This window comes from Nonomuraea sp. NPDC052116, assembly GCF_040680035.1.
Classification (GTDB): Bacteria; Actinomycetota; Actinomycetes; order Streptosporangiales; family Streptosporangiaceae; genus Nonomuraea; species Nonomuraea angiospora_A.
This window is the reverse complement of record NZ_JBFAWA010000018.1, coordinates 118,386-135,780: the sequence shown is the minus strand read 5'-3', so window position 1 is coordinate 135,780 and position 17,395 is coordinate 118,386. Positions and strand designations below refer to the sequence as shown.

At 71.3% G+C, this 17,395-nt stretch carries 13 protein-coding genes; 4 read left to right on the top strand and 9 right to left on the bottom strand.

The genetic code is table 11. The annotated features are described in order from the left end of the window. Window position 1: 1 nt before the first annotated feature. The 4 genes from AB0L65_RS31600 to AB0L65_RS31585 are packed head-to-tail and all read right to left on the bottom strand — an operon-like array spanning window position 2 to window position 4,714. Window positions 2–1,669, bottom strand: a complete 1,668-nt coding sequence (locus tag AB0L65_RS31600) for a hypothetical protein (protein WP_364252507.1) — start codon at window positions 1,667–1,669, stop codon at window positions 2–4. Between the two features lie 17 nt (window positions 1,670–1,686). After that, window positions 1,687–2,493 (bottom strand): carbohydrate ABC transporter permease, encoded by an 807-nt coding sequence (locus AB0L65_RS31595; protein WP_364252504.1) that lies wholly within the window; start codon window positions 2,491–2,493, stop codon window positions 1,687–1,689. Beyond that, window positions 2,490–3,416: a sugar ABC transporter permease gene (locus AB0L65_RS31590; protein WP_364252501.1), complete on the bottom strand. Its 927-nt coding sequence runs from the start codon at window positions 3,414–3,416 to the stop codon at window positions 2,490–2,492. The genes AB0L65_RS31595 and AB0L65_RS31590 overlap by 4 nt, the downstream gene beginning before the upstream one ends. Window positions 3,417–3,445: 29 nt before the next feature. After that, window positions 3,446–4,714, bottom strand: coding sequence for an extracellular solute-binding protein (locus AB0L65_RS31585; protein ID WP_364252498.1), 1,269 nt, complete (start codon window positions 4,712–4,714; stop codon window positions 3,446–3,448). A 197-nt stretch (window positions 4,715–4,911) separates the two neighbouring features. Between AB0L65_RS31585 and AB0L65_RS31580 the strand changes: the two genes are divergently transcribed. Continuing rightward, window positions 4,912–5,928: a LacI family DNA-binding transcriptional regulator gene (locus AB0L65_RS31580; protein ID WP_364252495.1), complete on the top strand. Its 1,017-nt coding sequence runs from the start codon at window positions 4,912–4,914 to the stop codon at window positions 5,926–5,928. A gap of 407 nt (window positions 5,929–6,335) precedes the next feature. Here the strand turns inward: AB0L65_RS31580 and AB0L65_RS31575 are convergent, their stop codons facing one another. Then, on the bottom strand, window positions 6,336–7,862 hold the full coding sequence (locus AB0L65_RS31575) for a carboxylesterase family protein (protein ID WP_364252492.1): 1,527 nt from the start codon (window positions 7,860–7,862) through the stop codon (window positions 6,336–6,338). 71 nt (window positions 7,863–7,933) lie between these two features. Here AB0L65_RS31575 and AB0L65_RS31570 point away from each other — a divergent pair, with 71 nt between their 5' ends. Both AB0L65_RS31570 and AB0L65_RS31565 read left to right on the top strand, forming a co-directional pair. Continuing rightward, on the top strand, window positions 7,934–8,512 hold the full coding sequence (locus AB0L65_RS31570) for a helix-turn-helix domain-containing protein (RefSeq protein WP_363982583.1): 579 nt from the start codon (window positions 7,934–7,936) through the stop codon (window positions 8,510–8,512). After that, entirely contained in the window at window positions 8,509–10,125 is a 1,617-nt protein-coding gene (locus AB0L65_RS31565; RefSeq protein WP_364252489.1) for a CocE/NonD family hydrolase, read from the top strand. The genes AB0L65_RS31570 and AB0L65_RS31565 overlap by 4 nt, the downstream gene beginning before the upstream one ends. Before the next feature lie 8 nt (window positions 10,126–10,133). On the opposite strand, the gene yicI is transcribed toward AB0L65_RS31565, so the two are convergent. From yicI to AB0L65_RS31545, 4 genes are read right to left on the bottom strand one after another with little or no spacing between them, the layout of a single operon-like run. After that, window positions 10,134–12,371 (bottom strand): alpha-xylosidase, encoded by a 2,238-nt coding sequence (yicI, locus tag AB0L65_RS31560; RefSeq protein WP_364252486.1) that lies wholly within the window; start codon window positions 12,369–12,371, stop codon window positions 10,134–10,136. 7 nt (window positions 12,372–12,378) lie between these two features. After that, window positions 12,379–13,263 (bottom strand): carbohydrate ABC transporter permease, encoded by an 885-nt coding sequence (locus AB0L65_RS31555; RefSeq protein WP_350732938.1) that lies wholly within the window; start codon window positions 13,261–13,263, stop codon window positions 12,379–12,381. Further along, window positions 13,260–14,186 carry a sugar ABC transporter permease gene (locus tag AB0L65_RS31550; protein WP_364252482.1) on the bottom strand — a complete coding sequence of 309 codons (927 nt, stop codon included), beginning with the start codon at window positions 14,184–14,186 and terminating at the stop codon, window positions 13,260–13,262. The genes AB0L65_RS31555 and AB0L65_RS31550 overlap by 4 nt, the downstream gene beginning before the upstream one ends. Before the next feature lie 51 nt (window positions 14,187–14,237). Then, the gene (locus AB0L65_RS31545; protein ID WP_364252479.1) at window positions 14,238–15,587 is read right to left on the bottom strand and encodes an extracellular solute-binding protein; all 1,350 of its coding nucleotides are present in this window, start codon (window positions 15,585–15,587) and stop codon (window positions 14,238–14,240) included. Window positions 15,588–15,712: 125 nt separating this feature from the next. On the opposite strand from AB0L65_RS31545, the gene AB0L65_RS31540 reads away from it, so the two are divergent. Next, window positions 15,713–17,368: a glycoside hydrolase family 43 protein gene (locus AB0L65_RS31540; protein WP_364252476.1), complete on the top strand. Its 1,656-nt coding sequence runs from the start codon at window positions 15,713–15,715 to the stop codon at window positions 17,366–17,368. Window positions 17,369–17,395: the final 27 nt, after the last annotated feature.

The window sequence follows — 17,395 nt, the reverse complement described above, 5'->3', positions numbered from 1 at the left end:
GTCACGTCCCGCGCCTCTCGTGGGCGGCGGCCAGGTGGAGGTAGGCACTGGCCGTCCAGGTGTAGGCGCGATCGCGCAGTCCCTCGCCGGTGCGGGCGTCGAAGTTCTCGGCGAACCCCGACGCCTCGCACAACGCGCGGAAGCGGGCGCTGATCTCATCGGCCAGGTCCGGGTAACCGGCGCGGCGCAGCCCATCCTCGATCAGTACGGTCGAGGGCGCCCAGATGGGGCCGCGCCAGTAGCCGTCGTCCAGGTAGCGCGGCGAGCCGGGCAGCTCGGTGGCGGGCCCGAACGCGGTCAGGTGCCGCTCGATCCGGGCGGCCAGCGCCGCCCGGACGGGGTGCGGCAGCTCCTCCCCCAGCACGATCGGCATGAGGTCGAGCAGGCTGGAGCTGGACCAGGTACGCCCCGAGAGCGCGCCCCGGGCGACGAACTTCTCGCCGTCCCACAGCTCGGCCAGGAGCGCGTCGCGCATCCGGTCGGCCTGCGTAGTCCACCGGGCGGACGCGCCCGGATCGGGGGCCAGGCGGGCCAGCTCGCGCAGCTGCAGCACGAGGAACGCGGCCAGGTCGGCGGTCTCGACGACGCGCTCGGGGTCGAAGGTGGTGGCGTTGTCCCAGCCGCTGTCGTTGCCGTGCTGGTAGTGCGGCAGCGTCCGGCCCGGGGCGCGCCGGGCGTCGAGCCAGAACGTGGTCCAGCGTTCCAGCAGCCGGTAGGTCTCGGCCGGGTCGGGAGGTAGAGGGAGGTGGCGCAGGGCCCAGCCGTGGATGGGGGGTTTGACGAAGTTGTAGAGGATCTCGGAGTGGGTGACGGAGTCGGGCAGCGCGCCGGCGGCGTCCTGGTGGTCGAAGGGCAGGTGGTACTGGTCCCAGGCCAGGTCGGGCAACCCTTCGCCGAGGGCGATGGCGTTGAAGCAGTGGTCCCAGCTCCAGACCTTGTCCATCCAGTGCTTGGACATGAGCACGGCGGGCCGGGTGACGAACCCGGCGGGGCGTACGGTGGCCGACCACAGCACGTAGGCGGCCAGTTCGGCGGCGGGCGTGCGATCGCCGCGCCAGGGCGCGACCGTCGCGGCGAACGCGTCGAACTCGGCCCGCGCGGCCTTCACCACCTGCTCGAAGGCGTGGCCGCTCAGGTAGGGGGCGCGGGCGGTCTCGTACTCCTCGATGGCGATCTCCCATTCGCCGCCGAGGACGAGACCGCGTTCGGCGCTGCCCAGCGTCTGCGCGCCGAGGTGTTCGGCCTGGCCGCCGAGGACGGTGATCCGGTAGCGGCGGCCGGTCTGGTAGACGGTGAAGACGTACGATCCGTCGACGGGGTCCCGGTAGAAGTACGGGCCGCTGAACGGCGTCAGGACCGGGTCGGCGGCCAGCAGGCGGAGCCCGAGGCCGCGGCCGCGCACGCGTGCGGTGTCGGCACTCTCGTAGGCGAGGTCGATCCGGCCGCCGCCACCGCTCCAGGTGAGCTGGTGCGGAGTGGCGGTGACGGCGGCCTCGGCGGTGGGGATCAGCCGCAGGATCGCGTGCATGCCGGTCTGGTGCGAGACCAGGTGCACGTCCTCGGCGTAGGTCTTCTCCGCCACCACGGGCGAGAAGCCGAACCAGGATCCGCGGTAGCTGAACGGGATTTCCCGCAGGGAGAACACCGGGCCTGAAGCGGCGACGGTCATGAAGCGAGGGTCCCTTCTCAATCTTTGACGGCGCCCGCGGTGACGCCGGCGGCGACGTAGCGCTGGGCGACGACGAGCAGGATCGTGGCCGGGACGGAGGCGATCACGGCGGTGGCCATGATGGCGTTCCACTCCTGGTTGTTGTTGCCGATGTAGTGGTAGATGCCGAGGGTGATGGGCTGGTGGTCGCCGCCCTGGTCGAGGGTGGAGGCGAAGATGAAGTCCGACCACGCCCACAGGAAGGCGAACAGCGACACCGTGATGAGCGAGTTGCGGCTGACGGGCAGCACGATCGAGACGAACGTACGCACCACCCCGGCGCCGTCGGTGCGGGCGGCCTGCAGCAGCTCCTCGGGGATGCCGGACATGAACGTGGTCAGGATCAGCACCGCGAACGGCACGGCGAGGGTGGAGTCGGCCACGATCAGCCCGGGAACGGTGTTGAGCACGCCGGTGGACAGGAAGACGGCGTAGAAGCCCATCGCCATGATGATCCCGGGGATCATCTGCGCGACGAGCAGCACGAAGCTCAGCGCTCCGCCGCCGCGCGGGCGCAGCTTGGCCAGCGAGTACGCCGCCGGCGCCGCGAGCAGCAGGGTCAGCGCCACCGTCCCCAGCCCGACGACCAGGCTCACCCCCAGATAGGGCAACTGCCGGTCCAGCACCGTCCGGTAGCCGTCCAGGGTGCCGTCGACCGGGAACCAGTTCGGCGGGCTCTTGCGCATGTCCTGGTCACGGGTGAACGACACGTTGATCATCCAGTAGACCGGGAACAGCATCACGGCGGTCAGCACCAGCCCGATCGCGGTCTTGAGGCGCCTCATGCCAGGGCCTGCCTGCGCTGCGCGCGGATGTAGACCAGCCCGAAGACCAGCGCCGTCAGGATGAGCAGGTTGCCCACGGCGGCGCCGGGTCCGAAGGCGGGCACCAGGTTGCCGAACCCGAGCCGGTAGGACCAGGTCGCGAACGTGGTCGAGGCCCCGCTCGGCCCGCCCTTGGTCATGATCCAGATGATGTCGAACACCTTCAGCGTGTAGACCAGGCCGAGCAGCAGCGTGATCGCCGACACCGGCCGCAGCAGCGGGAACGTCACCTTCCAGAACCGCTGCCACCCGCCCGCCCCGTCCAGCGCGGCGGCCTCGTAGATGGCCGGCGGGATCGCCTGCAGCCCGGAGTAGAGGACGACGAGGTTGAACGGGATGCCGATCCAGATGTTGGCGATGATGACGGACCAGAGCGACCAGTCCGGCGAGGTCAGCCAGTTGACCGGCCCGATCCCGAACCAGTCCCGGACGGCGTTGACCACGCCGGAGTCGCTGTTGAGCATCCACGACCACGTCGAGGCCGACACGATCAGCGGCAGCAGCCACGGCACCAGGAACAGCCCTCTGAGCGTGGCGGACAGCCGGAAGTTCTTCAGGAAGAACAGCGCCAGCGCGAGCCCGATGACGAACTGGAAGGCCAGCGAGACCAGCGTGAACACCACCGTGTGCCACAGCGCGGGCCCGAAGGTCGCGTCCGCGAAGACCTTGGCGTAGTTGGCGAACCCGGCGAACGGGGCGTCGCCCTGCACGAACGAGCGCACCGTGTAATTACGCAGGCTCAGCTCGGCGTTGCGGTAGAGCGGATAGGCGTAGAAGGCCAGCAGGTAGAGCACGACCGGGGCGAGGAAGGCCCAGGCCGCCCACTGGCCCGACCGCGCGCGTGCCGCCCGGTGACCGTGGGCCGTCGTCCGGGCGGAACGCACGGGTTCCTGTGTGACTCGGCTCATGCCGGCTACCGGGTCGCGCTCGCCGCGGCCGCCTGGGCCGCCGTCATCGCCTCCTGCGGGGACTTGGACCCGCTCAGCGCCGCCTGCACCGCGCCCCACATCGGCTCCGAGATCTTCGGATACTTGGTGCCCAGATCGTCGCTGGTGCGGCCCTTGGCCGCCTTGACCGCGTCCACCCACACCTTCAGCTCGGGGTCGGCCGCCACCTGCTTGGCCTGCACCGCGTCGGTGGGCGCGATGTAGGACAGGGTGGTGGTCGTGGCGAGCGAGTTGTCGGTGCTGGTCAGGCAGGTCACGAGCTTCTGCGAGGTGGTGTAGCGGCCGGTGTCGGACTGGACCGGGACGCTGACGAACTCGCCGCCGGTGGGCGCGGGCGCGGTGCCGCCTGTCTTGCCGGGGACCGGGATGATGCCGTACTCGAAGCCGGTCTTCTTGGCGTTGGCGAGCTGCCAGGTGCCGTTCTCGGCGAAGGCGAAGTCGCCGGTGGCGAACTCCTGCCAGCTCGTCGTCTGGGTGTTGTTGATGACCGAGTTGGGGGCGTACCCCTTCTTCAGCCAGTCGCTCCACAGCGCCACGGCCGAGACGCCCTCGGGCGAGTCGAGCTTGGTGAGAGCGGCGCCGGAGCCCCAGAACCAGGGCAGGAACTGGAAGCTGCCCTCCTCGGTGCCGGTCGCCGAGAAGGTGATGCCCTTCTTCCCGGCCGCCTTCACCTTCTCCAGCGCCGCCGTCAGCGAGGGCCAGTCCTTCACCGCGGCGATGTCCACCCCGGCCTTCGTCAGGACGTCCTTGTTGTAGTACAGGGCCAGGGTGTTGGCGCCGATCGGGACACCGTAGGTCTTGCCGCCGCTCTGACCTGCGGCCAGCAGGTTCGGCGCGATCGCGGAGACGTCGAGCTTGTTTTGCTCGGTGGTCGTCAGGATGCCGGCCTCGGCCAGCGTCGAGACCACCGGGTTGTCCACGATCAGCACGTCCGGCGCGTTGCCCTGCTGGGCCGCCAGCAGCGCCTTGTTCGTCAGGTCGCTGGTGTCGTAGCCGGTGCGCTCGACCTTGACCCCGGCGTCGGTGCCGCACTTGTCCAGCAGCTTCACCCACTCCGAGCTCTTGTCGTACTGCGGGTACGGGTCCCAGATCGTGTACGTCCCGCCCCCGGTGGCCTGACCGGCGGTCGCCGGGCCGCCGTCGGACGATGCCGAGCAGGCGACCAGCCCGCCCACGGCGGCCAGGACCGCCAGACTCGCGCCGGCCGCACGCCGGCTCCTTGCCGCTGATCTCATTGAGCTGACCTCCGCTGACACGCGTGACGAGGTTGTTTCGGAGCGAAGTCGAATCGATTCGCCGAATCGGTTCGACCGAAGATAGGCCCGCTTCGCCGTAGGCGTCAATGGGCTGGGACGTCGCGACGGAGTGCCACGTCATGAACCGGTTCGACCTACGATGGTCGCCGACCGGCGGAATCGGATGAGGAGCACGGGTGAACATCGGAGAGATCGCCAAGCGGGCGGGCGTGTCGCGCAGCACCGTCTCGTACGCGCTCACCGGCAAGCGCCCGGTGTCGGAGGAGACCAAGCGCCGCATCCTGACGGTCATCGACGAGCTGGGCTACCGGCCCAACGCCTCGGCCAGGGCGCTGAAGGAGGGCCGCACCCGCACGATCGGCCTGGTCATCCCGCCGGCCAGCCAGCGGCTGACCGACATGCAGCTCGGCTTCGTGGCCAGCGTGGTCGACGCCGCCGCCCGCGCCGACCTGGACGTCCTGCTGTCGCCGTCCGGCGGCGAGCACGACCGCTCCTTCGAGCGCGTCGTCACCGGCCGGCGCGTGGACGGCGTCATCCTCATGGAGATCCGGCTGGAGGACGACCGGGTCGCCCGGCTGCAGGAGCTCGGCCTGCCGTTCGTCGGCATCGGCCGCACCCGGCACCCGGAGGACATGTCCTGGGTGGACATCGACTACGAGACGCTGATCGCCAAATGCGTCCACCACCTGGCCGACCTCGGCCACCGGCAGCTGGCGCTGGTCAACCGCAACGCCGAGCTGGTCGCGGCCGGCTACGGCCCCGGCCACCGGGCGCAGGCCGGCTTCGACCGCGCCATCGCCGAACGCGGCCTGCGCGGCGTGCGGGTCTGCTGCGCCGACGACGCCCAGGCCGGGCAGGCCTGCCTGCGGCAACTCCTCGCCGAGCACCCGGGGCTGACCGCCATCGCCACCATCAACGAGGCGGCGGTGTCCGGCATGTACCGGGGGCTGGCCGAGGCGGGCCTGAGCGTGCCCGGCGACTTCTCCATCGCCGGCGTCGCCGCCCAGCACTGGGCCGAGAACCTGCACCCGCCGCTCACCGCGGCCGACGTCCCGGCCGACGAGCTGGGCGCCCGCGCCGTCGAGCTGCTCATCCAGCGCGTCGCCGACCCCGGCACCCCGCAGCGCCACCTGCTGGTGGCCCCGCCCATCTCGCTGCGCGGCACCACCGGCCCCGCCCGGCCGCGCGGCTGATCGATCCAGAGCCGCCGTCCGCGTGACGGCGGCATGTCGTCCACGTTTCCGGCTCTTGACCGCCGCGCCGGGAGACGCTTATGGTCCAGTCGAATCGATTCGACCACACCCCCGGCACTCCCCGAACGGGAAAGACGCATGGCTCAACCCTCATCCCGGCGGGCACGCACGCTCGTGCCACACGCCGTACTCGCCGCCACGCTCGCGCTGACCGCGATCCCGGCGGCCGCCTTACCGGCGCTCGGCGCCGCACAGGCGGCGGCCCCGAACCTCGTCTGCACTCCTACAGCTCCGGCACGTTCCCCGACATCCTGCTCCGATCGAAGTACGCCCCCATCGTGGACAGGATCGCACTGACGCCCCTCGCCAGGTGACCCCTGAGAGACCGGGCGGGAACGCCCGGTCTCTCAGGCTCTCAGCAGGGGAAGCGCCTCGAAGACGTGGTCCTGCCACAGGCGGCGGGAGGTCTCCTCGGGGTACGCCGCGACCGACGGCACCGTGTCGAAGACCCGGGTCAGGCGCTGTTCGGAGTCGTACGCGGGCCAGCCCGGGTCGCCCGAGGTCGCGAAGGACGTCCAGGCCGTGCGGATCTGGGCGGTCAGCTCGCGGGCCTCGGCGGTGTGCTCCGGGCCGATGGCCGCCGGGCCCAGGTGGGCGTCGTAGGTGCCGAACAGCAGCGGGCCGTCCAGGCCGTGGCAGGCGCGCATCACCCCGCCGTTGCCCGGGGACTGCCAGGCCAGCTCGTACAGGTGGGCCCTGCCGCCCCCGGCCGCCTGCGCCTCGGCCAGGCGCAGCGTCGGCATGCGGAACAGCCAGTCGGTCTGCACGAGTTCGTAGAGCTCCTCGGCGGACGCGCCGGGGAACGCCGCGCGGTAGGCGCGCTCGCCGTCCTCGCCGGGGCCGAAGCGGCGCAGCGTCTCCCCCGCCTGCTCCTCGGTGATCTTGCCGAGCTGTCCGGAGAAGAGGAGAAACGTACGGAACTCGTCGCGGGTGTGGCCGATGACCAGCTCCACGTCCCGTCCCGCGCCGCCCGCCAGCGCCTGCCAGGGCGCGGCCGGCAGCACCTCGCCGTCGACGACGGGCGAGAAGGCGGTGAGCGTGTGCGCGAACGAGCCCCAGCGGTCCTCGTACTGCCGCATCTTCGACTCCAGAGCGTGCCCGATCGCCGGCAGCTCCCGCGGATCCACGCCTGACAAGTCCCCGGCCGTCGGGCGCAGGCCCGCCTCGGCGGCGATCGCCGCCGCGACGTCCCGGGCCAGGGCGTCGGAGAAGTACGTGCCCGGCAGGCTCTGCCCGACGGCGCGCCGGAACAGGCCCGCCGCGCTCGGCATGACCATCAGCGCGGCGATGGACCCGGCGCCGGCCGAATCGCCGAGAACGGTCACCTGGCCGGGGTCGCCGCCGAACGCCGTGATGTTCTCCCGCACCCACTCCAGGGCGGCGACCTGGTCGAGCAGCGCCCGGTTGGCGGGCGCGCCGTCGATATGGGCGAAGCCCTCGACGCCGAGGCGGTAGTTCAGCGACACGAAGACCACGTCGCCGTCGCGGGCGATGTGCCGGGCGTCGTAGCCGGGGCTGCCGGAGAGGCCGTGCTTGTAGGCGCCGCCGTGGATCCACACCATCACCGGGCGGCGGGCCGCCGGGTCGGGGTCGGGCGTCCAGACGTTGACCGTCAGCCAGTCGTCGCCCGTGCCCTTGAAGAGGTCTCCGCCGCCGCGGCCGGCCATGCTCGCGTCCTGCGGGGCCGGCGGGCCGAAGGCGAACGCCTCCCGTACGCCGTCCCAGCCGCGCACGCGCCGCGGCGCCTGGAAACGGGCCGGGCCGATCGGGGGCTCGGCGTACGGGATGCCGCGGAAGACGGCCAGGCCGTCCTCCGTGCGGCCGCGCACCACGCCGGCGGCGGTACGGACCTCGGGCTCCTCGGCTGCGGACATGGCGGCTCCTTTGCCTAAATCGACTGATTTAACTGTTGTCCATTTTTTAACACATGTCTAGAGTTGCGGGCGTGCAGGATCGACAAGACCGCCGGGTGCGCCGCTCCCGTGCCGCCCTCATGGCCGCCGCCGTACGCCTGGTCTCCGAGCGCGGCACCACGGCCCTTCCCGTCGGCGAGCTCTCCGACGCCGCGGATGTCAGCCGGCAACTGGTGTACCTGCAGTTCGGGGACCGTGACGCGCTCCTCGTGGCGGCCGCGACCGACCTGGTCGAACGGGAGCTCCTCCCCGAGGCCGGGGACGAGGGCGCGCCGCCTCGCGCGCGCATGCTGGCGATGGCCCGGCACTTCGCCCGGCACCGCCCCTTCTACCGCGCGATGCTCACCGGATCCTGCGCGTTCCCGATGACCCGGGACCTGAACAGGCTGTTCGGCTCGCTCATCACCGTGACGGGCCTGCGCGAGGTGTTCGGCGACCTCGACGACGCCACGGCGCAGGACCTGGCCGCGCTGATCGCGGGCGGGACCGGCACGATCGTCAACGACTGGCTGATCGACGCCGACGACCCCCTCGACCCCGGCGAACTGGCCGACCGCCTGCTGCGCCTCTCGACCACCCTCGCCCGCACCCCCGGAGGTCGCCCGCGATGAACCTGAACAGCCACCTCGTCCAGCGCCTGCTGCGCCTGCCCCCGCCCCTCACCAGGGATCTGACCGTCGAACGCGACCTGCGCGTCCCGATGCGCGACGGAGCCGTCCTGCTGGCCGACCGCTGGGCGCCCAAGTCTGGCGGCTACGGCCTGCCGACCGCGCTCATCCGCGTCCCCTACGGCCGGGCCGGCATGACCGCGGACCCGATGGCCCGCCCGCTGGCCGAACGGGGCTTCCAGGTGCTGATCCAGAGCACCCGCGGGACCTTCGGCTCCGAGGGCCCCTTCGACCCGCTGCGCCGCGAGCGCGAGGACGGGCTCGACACCCTCGACTGGGTGATCCGGCAGCCGTGGTTCGGCGAGTCGATGATCCTGTACGGCTCCAGCTACCTGGGCTTCGTCCAGTGGGCGGTCGCCGACGCCGTACCGCCCCAGGTCAAGGCCATGATCCCCGGGGTCTCCGAATCGGCGCTCACCCTGGACTTCCTGCGCGGGGACGCCTTCTCCCTGGAGACCCCGTTCGTCTGGGGCGTCCAGGTCGCCGGCCAGGAACGCCCGCTCGCGATGCCGCGCCAGCTGCTCCGGGCCAAGAAGGTCCAGCGTGCCCTGCGTACGCTGCCGCTGGCCCAGGCCGACACCGCCGCCCTCGGTCACCACGACGGCTACATCCAGAACATCCTCGTCCACGACGCCGGCAGCCCGTTCTGGCAGGGCCTGGACCACCGGCACCGGGTCTCCGACATCCGGGTGCCGGTGAGCAGCGTCGGCGGCTGGTACGACATCTTCCTGCCCGGCCAGATCCGCGATCACCGGGCCCTGCAGGACGCCGGACACCCCCTCGCCCGCCTCACCGTCGGCCCCTGGGCCCACGTCTCCATGGGCGTCGGGCGGACGGCCGCCGCCGAGGCCCTCGATTTCGGCCTGGCGCTGGCCCGGGGCGCGGAGCCGGCCGAGCGCGCCCCGGTCCGCCTGTTCGTCATGGGCGAGGAGAAGTGGCGCGACTTCCCGTCCTGGCCGCCGCCGGGATACGAGCCCCGGCGCTTCCACCTCCAGCCGGGCGGCGCCCTGTCCACCGAGGCTCCCGCCGGCTCGTCCCCCGACGGCTACCGCTACGACCCGGCCGACCCCACCCCGGCCCTCGGCGGCGTCCGCATGGCCTTCGGTGAGAAGGCCGGCCGCGTCGACAACGCCGCTCTGGAGGCCCGGCCCGACGTCCTCACGTACACGACGTCCGTACTGGAGGAGGACGCCGAGGTCGTCGGCGAGGTGAGCGCCGAGATCTTCTTCCGCTCCAGCCTCCCCTACGCCGACGTCTTCGTCCGGCTGTGCGACGTCGACGCCGACGGCCGCTCCACCAACGTCTGCGACGGCCTGATCAGCCTCACCGGCGCCGACGAGATCACCCCCGCCACGGTGACCCTGTGGCCGACCGCGTACCGCTTCAAGCGCGGCCACCGCATCCGCGTCCAGGTCTCCAGCGGCGCCTTCCCCCGCTACAACCGCAACCCCGGCACCGGCGAGCCCCGGGCCACCGCCACCACCCTCCGCACCGCCGACCAGCAGGTCTTCCACGACCCGCAACACCCGTCGGCGGTGCTCCTCCCGGTGCGCTGACCGCGCCGTCAGGCGAGTTCGTACGTCCAGCCGGAGGCGAGGGAGGAGGAGACCCGCACCTCGCCGCCGGAGCGGATGACGGTGAACCGGGCGGGCTCGCCGGAGGCGTGATCGGTGACGGTGAGGGTGGTCTCGCCGTCCGGTCCCGGGTAGACGCGCAGGGTCAGGCCGTCGAGATGGTCGTAGTCCGGCCGGTCGTCCCTGGCGCCGACGGGCAGGACGGCGCCTTCGCGCACGTAGATCGGCATCGAGGTGAAGCCGTGCCGCTCGGTGCACCAGCGCCCGCCCTCGACGCGCTCCCCGGTCAGGTAGTTCGTCCACGTGCCGTCGGGCAGGTAGAGCTCAACCTTCCCATCGGGGGTGAAGACGGGCGCGACGAGCAGGTCCGGGCCGAGCATGTACTGGGTGTCGAGGTGGGCGGCGTTGCGGTCGCCGGGGAACTCCATCGCCATGGGCCGCATCAGGGGTGTCCCGCTCTCGTGCGCCTGGACGCCCGCCTGGAACAGGTACGGCATCAGGCGCAGCTTGAGCTTCGTGAACAGCCGGGTCACCTCCACGGCCTCCTCGTCGAAGGCCCACGGAACGCGGTAGGAGGTGGAGCCGTGCAGCCGCGAATGGGAGGACATCAGCCCGAAGGCGACCCAGCGCTTGAACACGCCGGGGTCGGGAGTGCCCTCGAAGCCGCCGATGTCGTGGCTCCAGAAGGAGAACCCGGAGAACGCGAGCGACAGGCCGCCGCGCAGGCTCTCCGCCATGGACCCGTACGTCGATCCCGAGTCGCCGCCCCAGTGCACCGGCAGCCGCTGGCCGCCCGCGGTCGCCGACCGCGCGAACAGCACCGCCTCGCCCCGGCCGCGGCGCTCTTCGAGCACCTCGAACACCGCCGTGTTGTAGAGGTGGGTGTAGAGGTTGTGCATGCGTTCGGGCGCGGAGCCGTCGAAGTAGGCGACGTCGAGCGGGATGCGCTCCCCGAAGTCGGTCTTGAACGCGTCGACCCCCTGGTCCTGCAGCGCGCGCAGCTTCGACTGGAACCAGCGCGTCGCGTCGGGGTTGGTGAAGTCCACGAGTCCCATCCCGGCCTGCCACAGGTCCCACTGCCAGACCGACCCGTCCGGGCGCTTCAGGAGGAAACCCCGCCCGGCGGCCTCGGCGAACAGCGGTGAGCGCTGGGCGATGTACGGATTGATCCACACGCAGACGCGCAGGTCCTTGGCGTGCAGGCGGGCCAGCATGCCCTCGGGGTCGGGGAAGACCCGCGGGTCCCACTGGAAGTCGCACCAGTTGAACTCGCGCATCCAGAAGCAGTCGAAGTGGAAGACCGACAGCGGCAGGTCGCGCTCGGCCATGCCGTCGATGAACGAGGTCACCGTCTGCTCGTCGTAGTCGGTGGTGAACGAGGTCGACAGCCACAGGCCGTAGGACCAGGCGGGCAGGCGCGCGGGGCGGCCGGTGAGCGCGGTGTAGCGTTCCAGGATCTGCTTGGGGGTCGGCCCGTAGATCACGAAGTATTCGAGGCTCTCCCCCGCGACCGAGAACTGCACGCGTTGCACCGTCTCCGACCCGACCTCGTACGAGACGTGCCCCGGGTGGTTCACGAAGACGCCGTATCCGCGGTTGGTGAGGTAGAACGGCACGTTCTTGTAGGCCTGCTCCGAGGAGGTCCCGCCGTCGGCGTTCCAGATCTCCACCGTCTGGCCGTTCTTGACCAGCGGCCCGAAGCGCTCCCCCAGCCCGTAGACCACCTCGCCCACGTCCAGCGCGAGCTGCTGGGCGAGGTGGACGGAGGCGCGGGCGCCGCCGACCGGCGCCGGATCGACCTGCGCGTCCCCGGCGAGCCGGAAGTGGCCGATCGATTTGGGGCCGCTGGAGGTCAGCGGGCGCCCGTCGGCGTGGAAGGACAGGTCCCAGGGGGCTCCTGGGACCATGGTCGCGCTGAGCGCGCCGCTGGTGAGCGTCGTGGCGCCGTCCGTTTTGACGATGCCGTGCCCGTCCTCGGCGCCGACGAGGTCGAAGCCGCGGTCGTCGCTCAGGTGGTGCTCGACGCGGACGCGGATCACGTTCTCCAGGGGTGACGACAGCCGCAGCGAGAGGACCGGCCGGTTGAGGGTGTCGCCCCGGCGGTTGATCACGGTGGTGGGCGCGGTGACGGTGAACGCGTCCTCGCCGGCCTGGATGTCGTACGCCTCGGCCGCGTACAGCGCGGTGACGCCGGGGCGCAGCTGCCAGAGCCCGTCGGTGAACTTCATCGGCAGGTCATCCCTTCAATCCGCCGGCCAGCAGGTCGGCGCGCCAGAACCGCTGCAGCACCAGAACGAGGGCGATCAGCGGGATGACGGAGACGGCCGAGCCCATGATGACCAGCGGGTACAGGTCGCTGTCCCCGGCGCCCTTGCCCAGGAACGTGTACAGGCCCAGGGTGATCGGGTATTTGTCCTGGTCGGAGAGCATGATGAAGGGCAGCAGGAAGTTGTTCCAGATGCCGACGAACTGCAGCAGGAGCACCGTGACGAGCCCTGGCGCCATCATGGGCAGCACGATGGCGCCGAAGATCCGGGTCTCCCCGGCGCCGTCCAGGCGCGCGGCCTCCAGCGTGCTCTGCGGTACGGAGGCGGCGGCGAAGACCCGGCACAGGAAGATGCCGAACGGGTTGATGATGACCGGCAGCAGCACTGACCAGTGGGTCCCGGCCAGGCCGACGGCGGCCATCAGCAGATACTGCGGGACCGCCAGCACGATGCCGGGCACGAGCACGCCGGCGAGGATCACCGAGAACAGGAACTCACGCCCGCGGAAGCGGAACTTGGCCAGCGCGTAGCCGGCCATAGCCGACACCATCGTCGACAGGATCGCACCGACGCCGGCGTAGAGCAGCGAGTTGAGCCCCCACTTCCAGAACTGGCCGTCGCCGTAGGCGCTCAGGTTGGCCAGGTTGTCGAGGATGCCGGTGCCCGGCGCGAAGGAGAAGGTGGTGAACAGCTCGCGCGGCGTCTTGGAGGAGGCGATGACCACCCAGGCCACCGGGGTCAGGCAGTACAGCGCGCCGAGCAGCAGCACGACCAGCGGGAGGCGTGGCCGCCGCGCCGCACCCGGGCGGCGGCGGTGGAACTGGCGGTCACCGGTGCGGGGTACGGCGGTCATGCGTTGTCCCCGAAGGTCCGGCGCTGGAAGAAGCGCAGCAGGAGCAGCGAGATGGCGAGGATGCCCAGGGCCAGCACGACGGAGGCGGCGGCGGCTCCGCCGAGGTTGTCGTTCATGAACGCCTCCTGGTAGATCTTCATCAGCGGCACCCAGGTGGCGCTGATCGTGGTCGTCATCGGCCGCAGCGTGGCCGGTTCGCTGTAGAGCTGCAGGGTGCCGATCACGGAGAACAGGCCGGTGAGCACGAGCGCGGGGGCGACCAGCGGGATCTTGATGCGCCAGGCGATCTGCCACTCGCTCGCCCCGTCGATGCGGGCCGCCTCGTAGATGGAGGTGGGGATGGCGCGCAGCGACGTGAAGATGATGATCATGTTGAAGCCGACGCCGGACCACAGCGCGATGTTGGCCAGCGAGAAGTACAGGGCGGGGAAGCCGAAGAAGTCCAGCGGCCCGGCCTGCAGTTGCCGGGCGATGTAGGTGAGCGGGCTGGTGCTGGGCAGGTACAGGAAGCCCCACAGGAGGCTGGCGATCACGCCGGGCACCGCGTACGGCAGGAAGATCGCGGTGCGGGTGAAGCCGCGCGCCCGCACCCTGGGGGTGTCGAGCAGCAGCGCGAACAGCAGGGCCAGGCCCAGCACGCTGGGGATGGCGATGACGCCGTAGAGCAGGACCCGGCCGAGCCCGGCGAGGTACTCGGGGTCGGAGAGCGCGGCGGCGTAGTTGTCGAACCCGATGAAGGCTTCCACCCGCCGCCCGAACGCGCCGCCGCCTTCGATGCGGAAGCCGCGGAAGCTCAGGTAGACGGCGTAGCAGATCGGGATGATCAGGAACAGGGCGAAGAAGACGATCGCGGGCATGGCGAACAGCCACGGGGTGGCGACGGCGCGGACGCGCAGGCGTCGCCCGGTGGAGCTGGCGGGCATGAGATGTCCAGGGAGGGGTCGAACCGAGGGCCCGGCCGGGCCCTCGGCGTCTTATTTGGTGACGGTGTAGCCGGACTTCTGCAGGTCGGCGACGACGGCTTGCTGCGTGGCCTGGAAGACCGGGCGGAAGGAGGTCTTGTCGAGCGCGGCCTTGTTGAGCGCGTCACCGAAGGCGCTCTGGGCGACGTTCACGTTGGGTCCCCAGGTCACCGGGATGGTGGTGTTCTTGATCACCTGGTCGGTGACCTGGTAGAAGTCCTTCTGCTGCGGCATCAGCTTAGGCGGCTCGTGGGTCAGCGTCGCCTGGCGGCCCGCGTTGCCGCCGGGGAAGATGTCAAGGCCGAGGAGCAGCTTGGAGCCCTCGTCTGAGGCCCCGAGCCAGGCGGCGAAGGCCGCGGCCTCCTTGGCGTGCTTGGACTTGGACGGCACCAGGTAGGCGGACCCGCCCAGGAACGGGACGGAGGTCTGGCCCGGCGTCCACTGCGGCAGCGGCGCGGACTCCCACTTGCCGGCGGTGTCGGGTGCCACGGAGTGGATGACGCTGGGCGCCCACGAGGCGGCTGCCCAGCTGAGGATCTTGCCCTTGTTGACCTGGGCGTTCCACTCCGGCGTGAGCAGCGGCTCGACCTTGACCAGGTCCCGCTTCACGAGGTCCGCCCAGAAGTCGGCGATCTTCAGGGACGGCTCGCCGTCGATGCCGACCGTCCAGGCGTTGCCGTCGGTGCTCCACCACCGGGCGCCCGCCTGGGCGGCCTGGGCGGCGAAGAACTCGAACTGGGTGGCGGCGAAGGCGGCGATGTAGGCGTCGGAGTCCTTCTTGTGGATCTGCTCGGCGGCCTTCGCGTACTCGGCCCAGGTGGTGGGGACCTTGACGCCGTACTTGTCGAACAGGTCCTTGCGGTAGGTGAGCATCATCGGCCCGATGTCCTGCGGCACGCCGTAGACCTGTTTGTTGAACGTGGTCAAGGCCCAGACGTTGGGGTCGATGCCGGATTTGGCGCCGGCCACGTCGGCGGTGACGTCCTTGACGGCTCCGGCCACGACCAGGGCGGGCAGGCCGCGGTACTCCAGCTGCACCACGTCGGGGGTGTCGCCGGCCTTGTCCGCGGCCAGCAGCTTGGAGGCGGTGTCGGCGGTTCCGCCGACCTCCGAAAGCTTGATCGTGACGTTGGGGTGCTCCTGGTGGTACTTGTCGACGATCGCCTTGGCCGCCGGATCGCTGCCTTTCAGGCTCCAGGTCCAGAACTCCAGCGTGACCGGCCCGCCTGCGCTCGCCGTCTCCGCGGAGGGGGTTTCGGCGGACGAGCAGGCGGCCGGCGACGCCGCCAGAGCGAGCGCCAGCGCCGCGGCGCCGAGCTTCGTCCGGGGTCGGCGGCGTCGGGGCGGGGTCGGTGGGGTCATGACGATCTCCTGGGCGAGGGGTGGTGCGCCTCGGCGGGAATGCCGGGTCGTGCGTTGGGATCTAACCTGATGTTAACGTTGTCATCCTGTCAAGCCCCCTCTTTGTGAGATCTCTCGGAGCCCCCGTGCCTGCTTTCCGCAACCCGGTCCTGCCCGGGTGCTATCCGGACGCGTCGATCTGCCGGGTCGGCGAGGACTTCTACCTGGTCACCTCGTCATTCACCTATTTTCCTGGACTCCCCCTCTTCCACAGCCGTGACCTGGTGCATTGGCGCCAGCTCACGCATGTGCTGGACCGGCCCGGGCTGCTCACGCTGGAGGGCCTGGACGTCTCCGACGGCCTCTGGGCACCGACCATCCGCCACCACGACGGCACCTTCTACGTGGTCTCCACGCTGGCCGTGAACCGGCAGGGCAGCCTCACCTTCGTCGTGACCGCCGACGACCCCGCCGGGCCGTGGTCGGACCCCGTGCCGCTGGAGGCCGAGGGCATCGACCCGTCGCTGTTCTTCGACGACGACGGCCGGTGCTGGCTCACCGCCTGCCGCGACGCGGTCCAGGGCGGTCCCGGTGAGCTGTGGATGCGCGAACTCGACCTGGACCGGCTCAAGCTCGTCGGCCCCACGCACGTGCTGTGGCAGGGCGCGGTGCGCGGGGCGTGGGTGGAGGCGCCGCACCTGTACAAGCGCAACGGCGTGTACCACCTGATCGCCGCGGAAGGCGGCACCGAGAGCAACCACAGCGTCACCGCGGCGCGTTCCGGCACCGTCACCGGACCCTACGTCACCGACCCGCGCAGCCCTCTGCTGACCCACCGGCACCGCGGCCCGGGCGAGCCCATCCACAACGTCGGCCACGCCGACCTGGTGGACACCCCCGTCGGCGAGTGGTGGGCGGTGACGCTCGGCGTGCGGCCGATCGCGGGCACCCACACGCTGGGCAGGGAGGTCTTCCTGGTGCCCGTGACCTGGACCGCGCACGGGCCCGTCTTCGCCCCCGAATCGGGAGCCGTGCGGCTGTCGGAGCGGCTCCCGTCGATCGCCTCCGGCCGACCGGACGGCGACACCGCCGTGCCGACCGGACAACCGGACGGCGACACCGCCGTACCGACCGGACAACCGGACGGCGACACCGCCGTACCGACCGGACAACCGGACGGCGACACCGCTGTTCCGGCCGGAAGGGCGCATTTCGGCGGGCTGGAGTGGAACAGCCTGCGCGGCCCCGCCGGCGGCCGCGTCAGGCCCACGGCCGACGGGTCCGGGCTCGACCTCGACCTCGCCCCCGAGGCCCTCAGCTCCACCGGCGTGCCGGCCTTCCTCGGCCGGCGCCAGCAGCACGTCCGCTTCGGCGCGCGGACCCGGATCAGCTTCGCCGCGGCGCGCCCGTCAGAGGAGGCCGGCCTGGCCGTCTTCCAGCACCAGGACCACCACGCCACGCTCGCCCTCACCGTGGACGACGGCGGGCAGGCGCAGGTCGTGCTGACGGTCCGGGAGGCGGGCACGAGCACCCGCCGGGCCTCGGTCCCGGTCTCGACCGGCGAGGTGCTGCTGGCGGTCGACGGGGACGAGGCCGGCTACACCTTCCGCGTCAGGGACCTCACCGCGGCGCAGTGGATCAGCCTGGCCACGATCGAACGGTCCTTCTTCAGCACCGAACGCGCGGGCGGTTTCGTCGGGGTCTATCTGGGTCTGTACGCCACCGGCAACGGCCAGGCGAGCGACGGACGGGCGCGGGTCCACTGGTTCGAATACCAGCCCGACCCCGAAACGGCCGCCTAAGCGGGGCGGCTTGGGCAGAGCCGTGCT

Coding starts and splice junctions, on each gene's coding strand:
- AB0L65_RS31600 (WP_364252507.1), bottom strand. CDS start 1,669: ATGACCGTCGCCGCTTCAGGCCCGGTGTTCTCCCTGCGGGAAATCCCG.
- AB0L65_RS31595 (WP_364252504.1), bottom strand. CDS start 2,493: ATGAGGCGCCTCAAGACCGCGATCGGGCTGGTGCTGACCGCCGTGATG.
- AB0L65_RS31585 (WP_364252498.1), bottom strand. CDS start 4,714: ATGAGATCAGCGGCAAGGAGCCGGCGTGCGGCCGGCGCGAGTCTGGCG.
- AB0L65_RS31575 (WP_364252492.1), bottom strand. CDS start 7,862: ATGTCCGCAGCCGAGGAGCCCGAGGTCCGTACCGCCGCCGGCGTGGTG.
- AB0L65_RS31565 (WP_364252489.1), top strand. CDS start 8,509: ATGAACCTGAACAGCCACCTCGTCCAGCGCCTGCTGCGCCTGCCCCCG.
- yicI (WP_364252486.1), bottom strand. CDS start 12,371: ATGAAGTTCACCGACGGGCTCTGGCAGCTGCGCCCCGGCGTCACCGCG.
- AB0L65_RS31555 (WP_350732938.1), bottom strand. CDS start 13,263: ATGACCGCCGTACCCCGCACCGGTGACCGCCAGTTCCACCGCCGCCGC.
- AB0L65_RS31550 (WP_364252482.1), bottom strand. CDS start 14,186: ATGCCCGCCAGCTCCACCGGGCGACGCCTGCGCGTCCGCGCCGTCGCC.
- AB0L65_RS31545 (WP_364252479.1), bottom strand. CDS start 15,587: ATGACCCCACCGACCCCGCCCCGACGCCGCCGACCCCGGACGAAGCTC.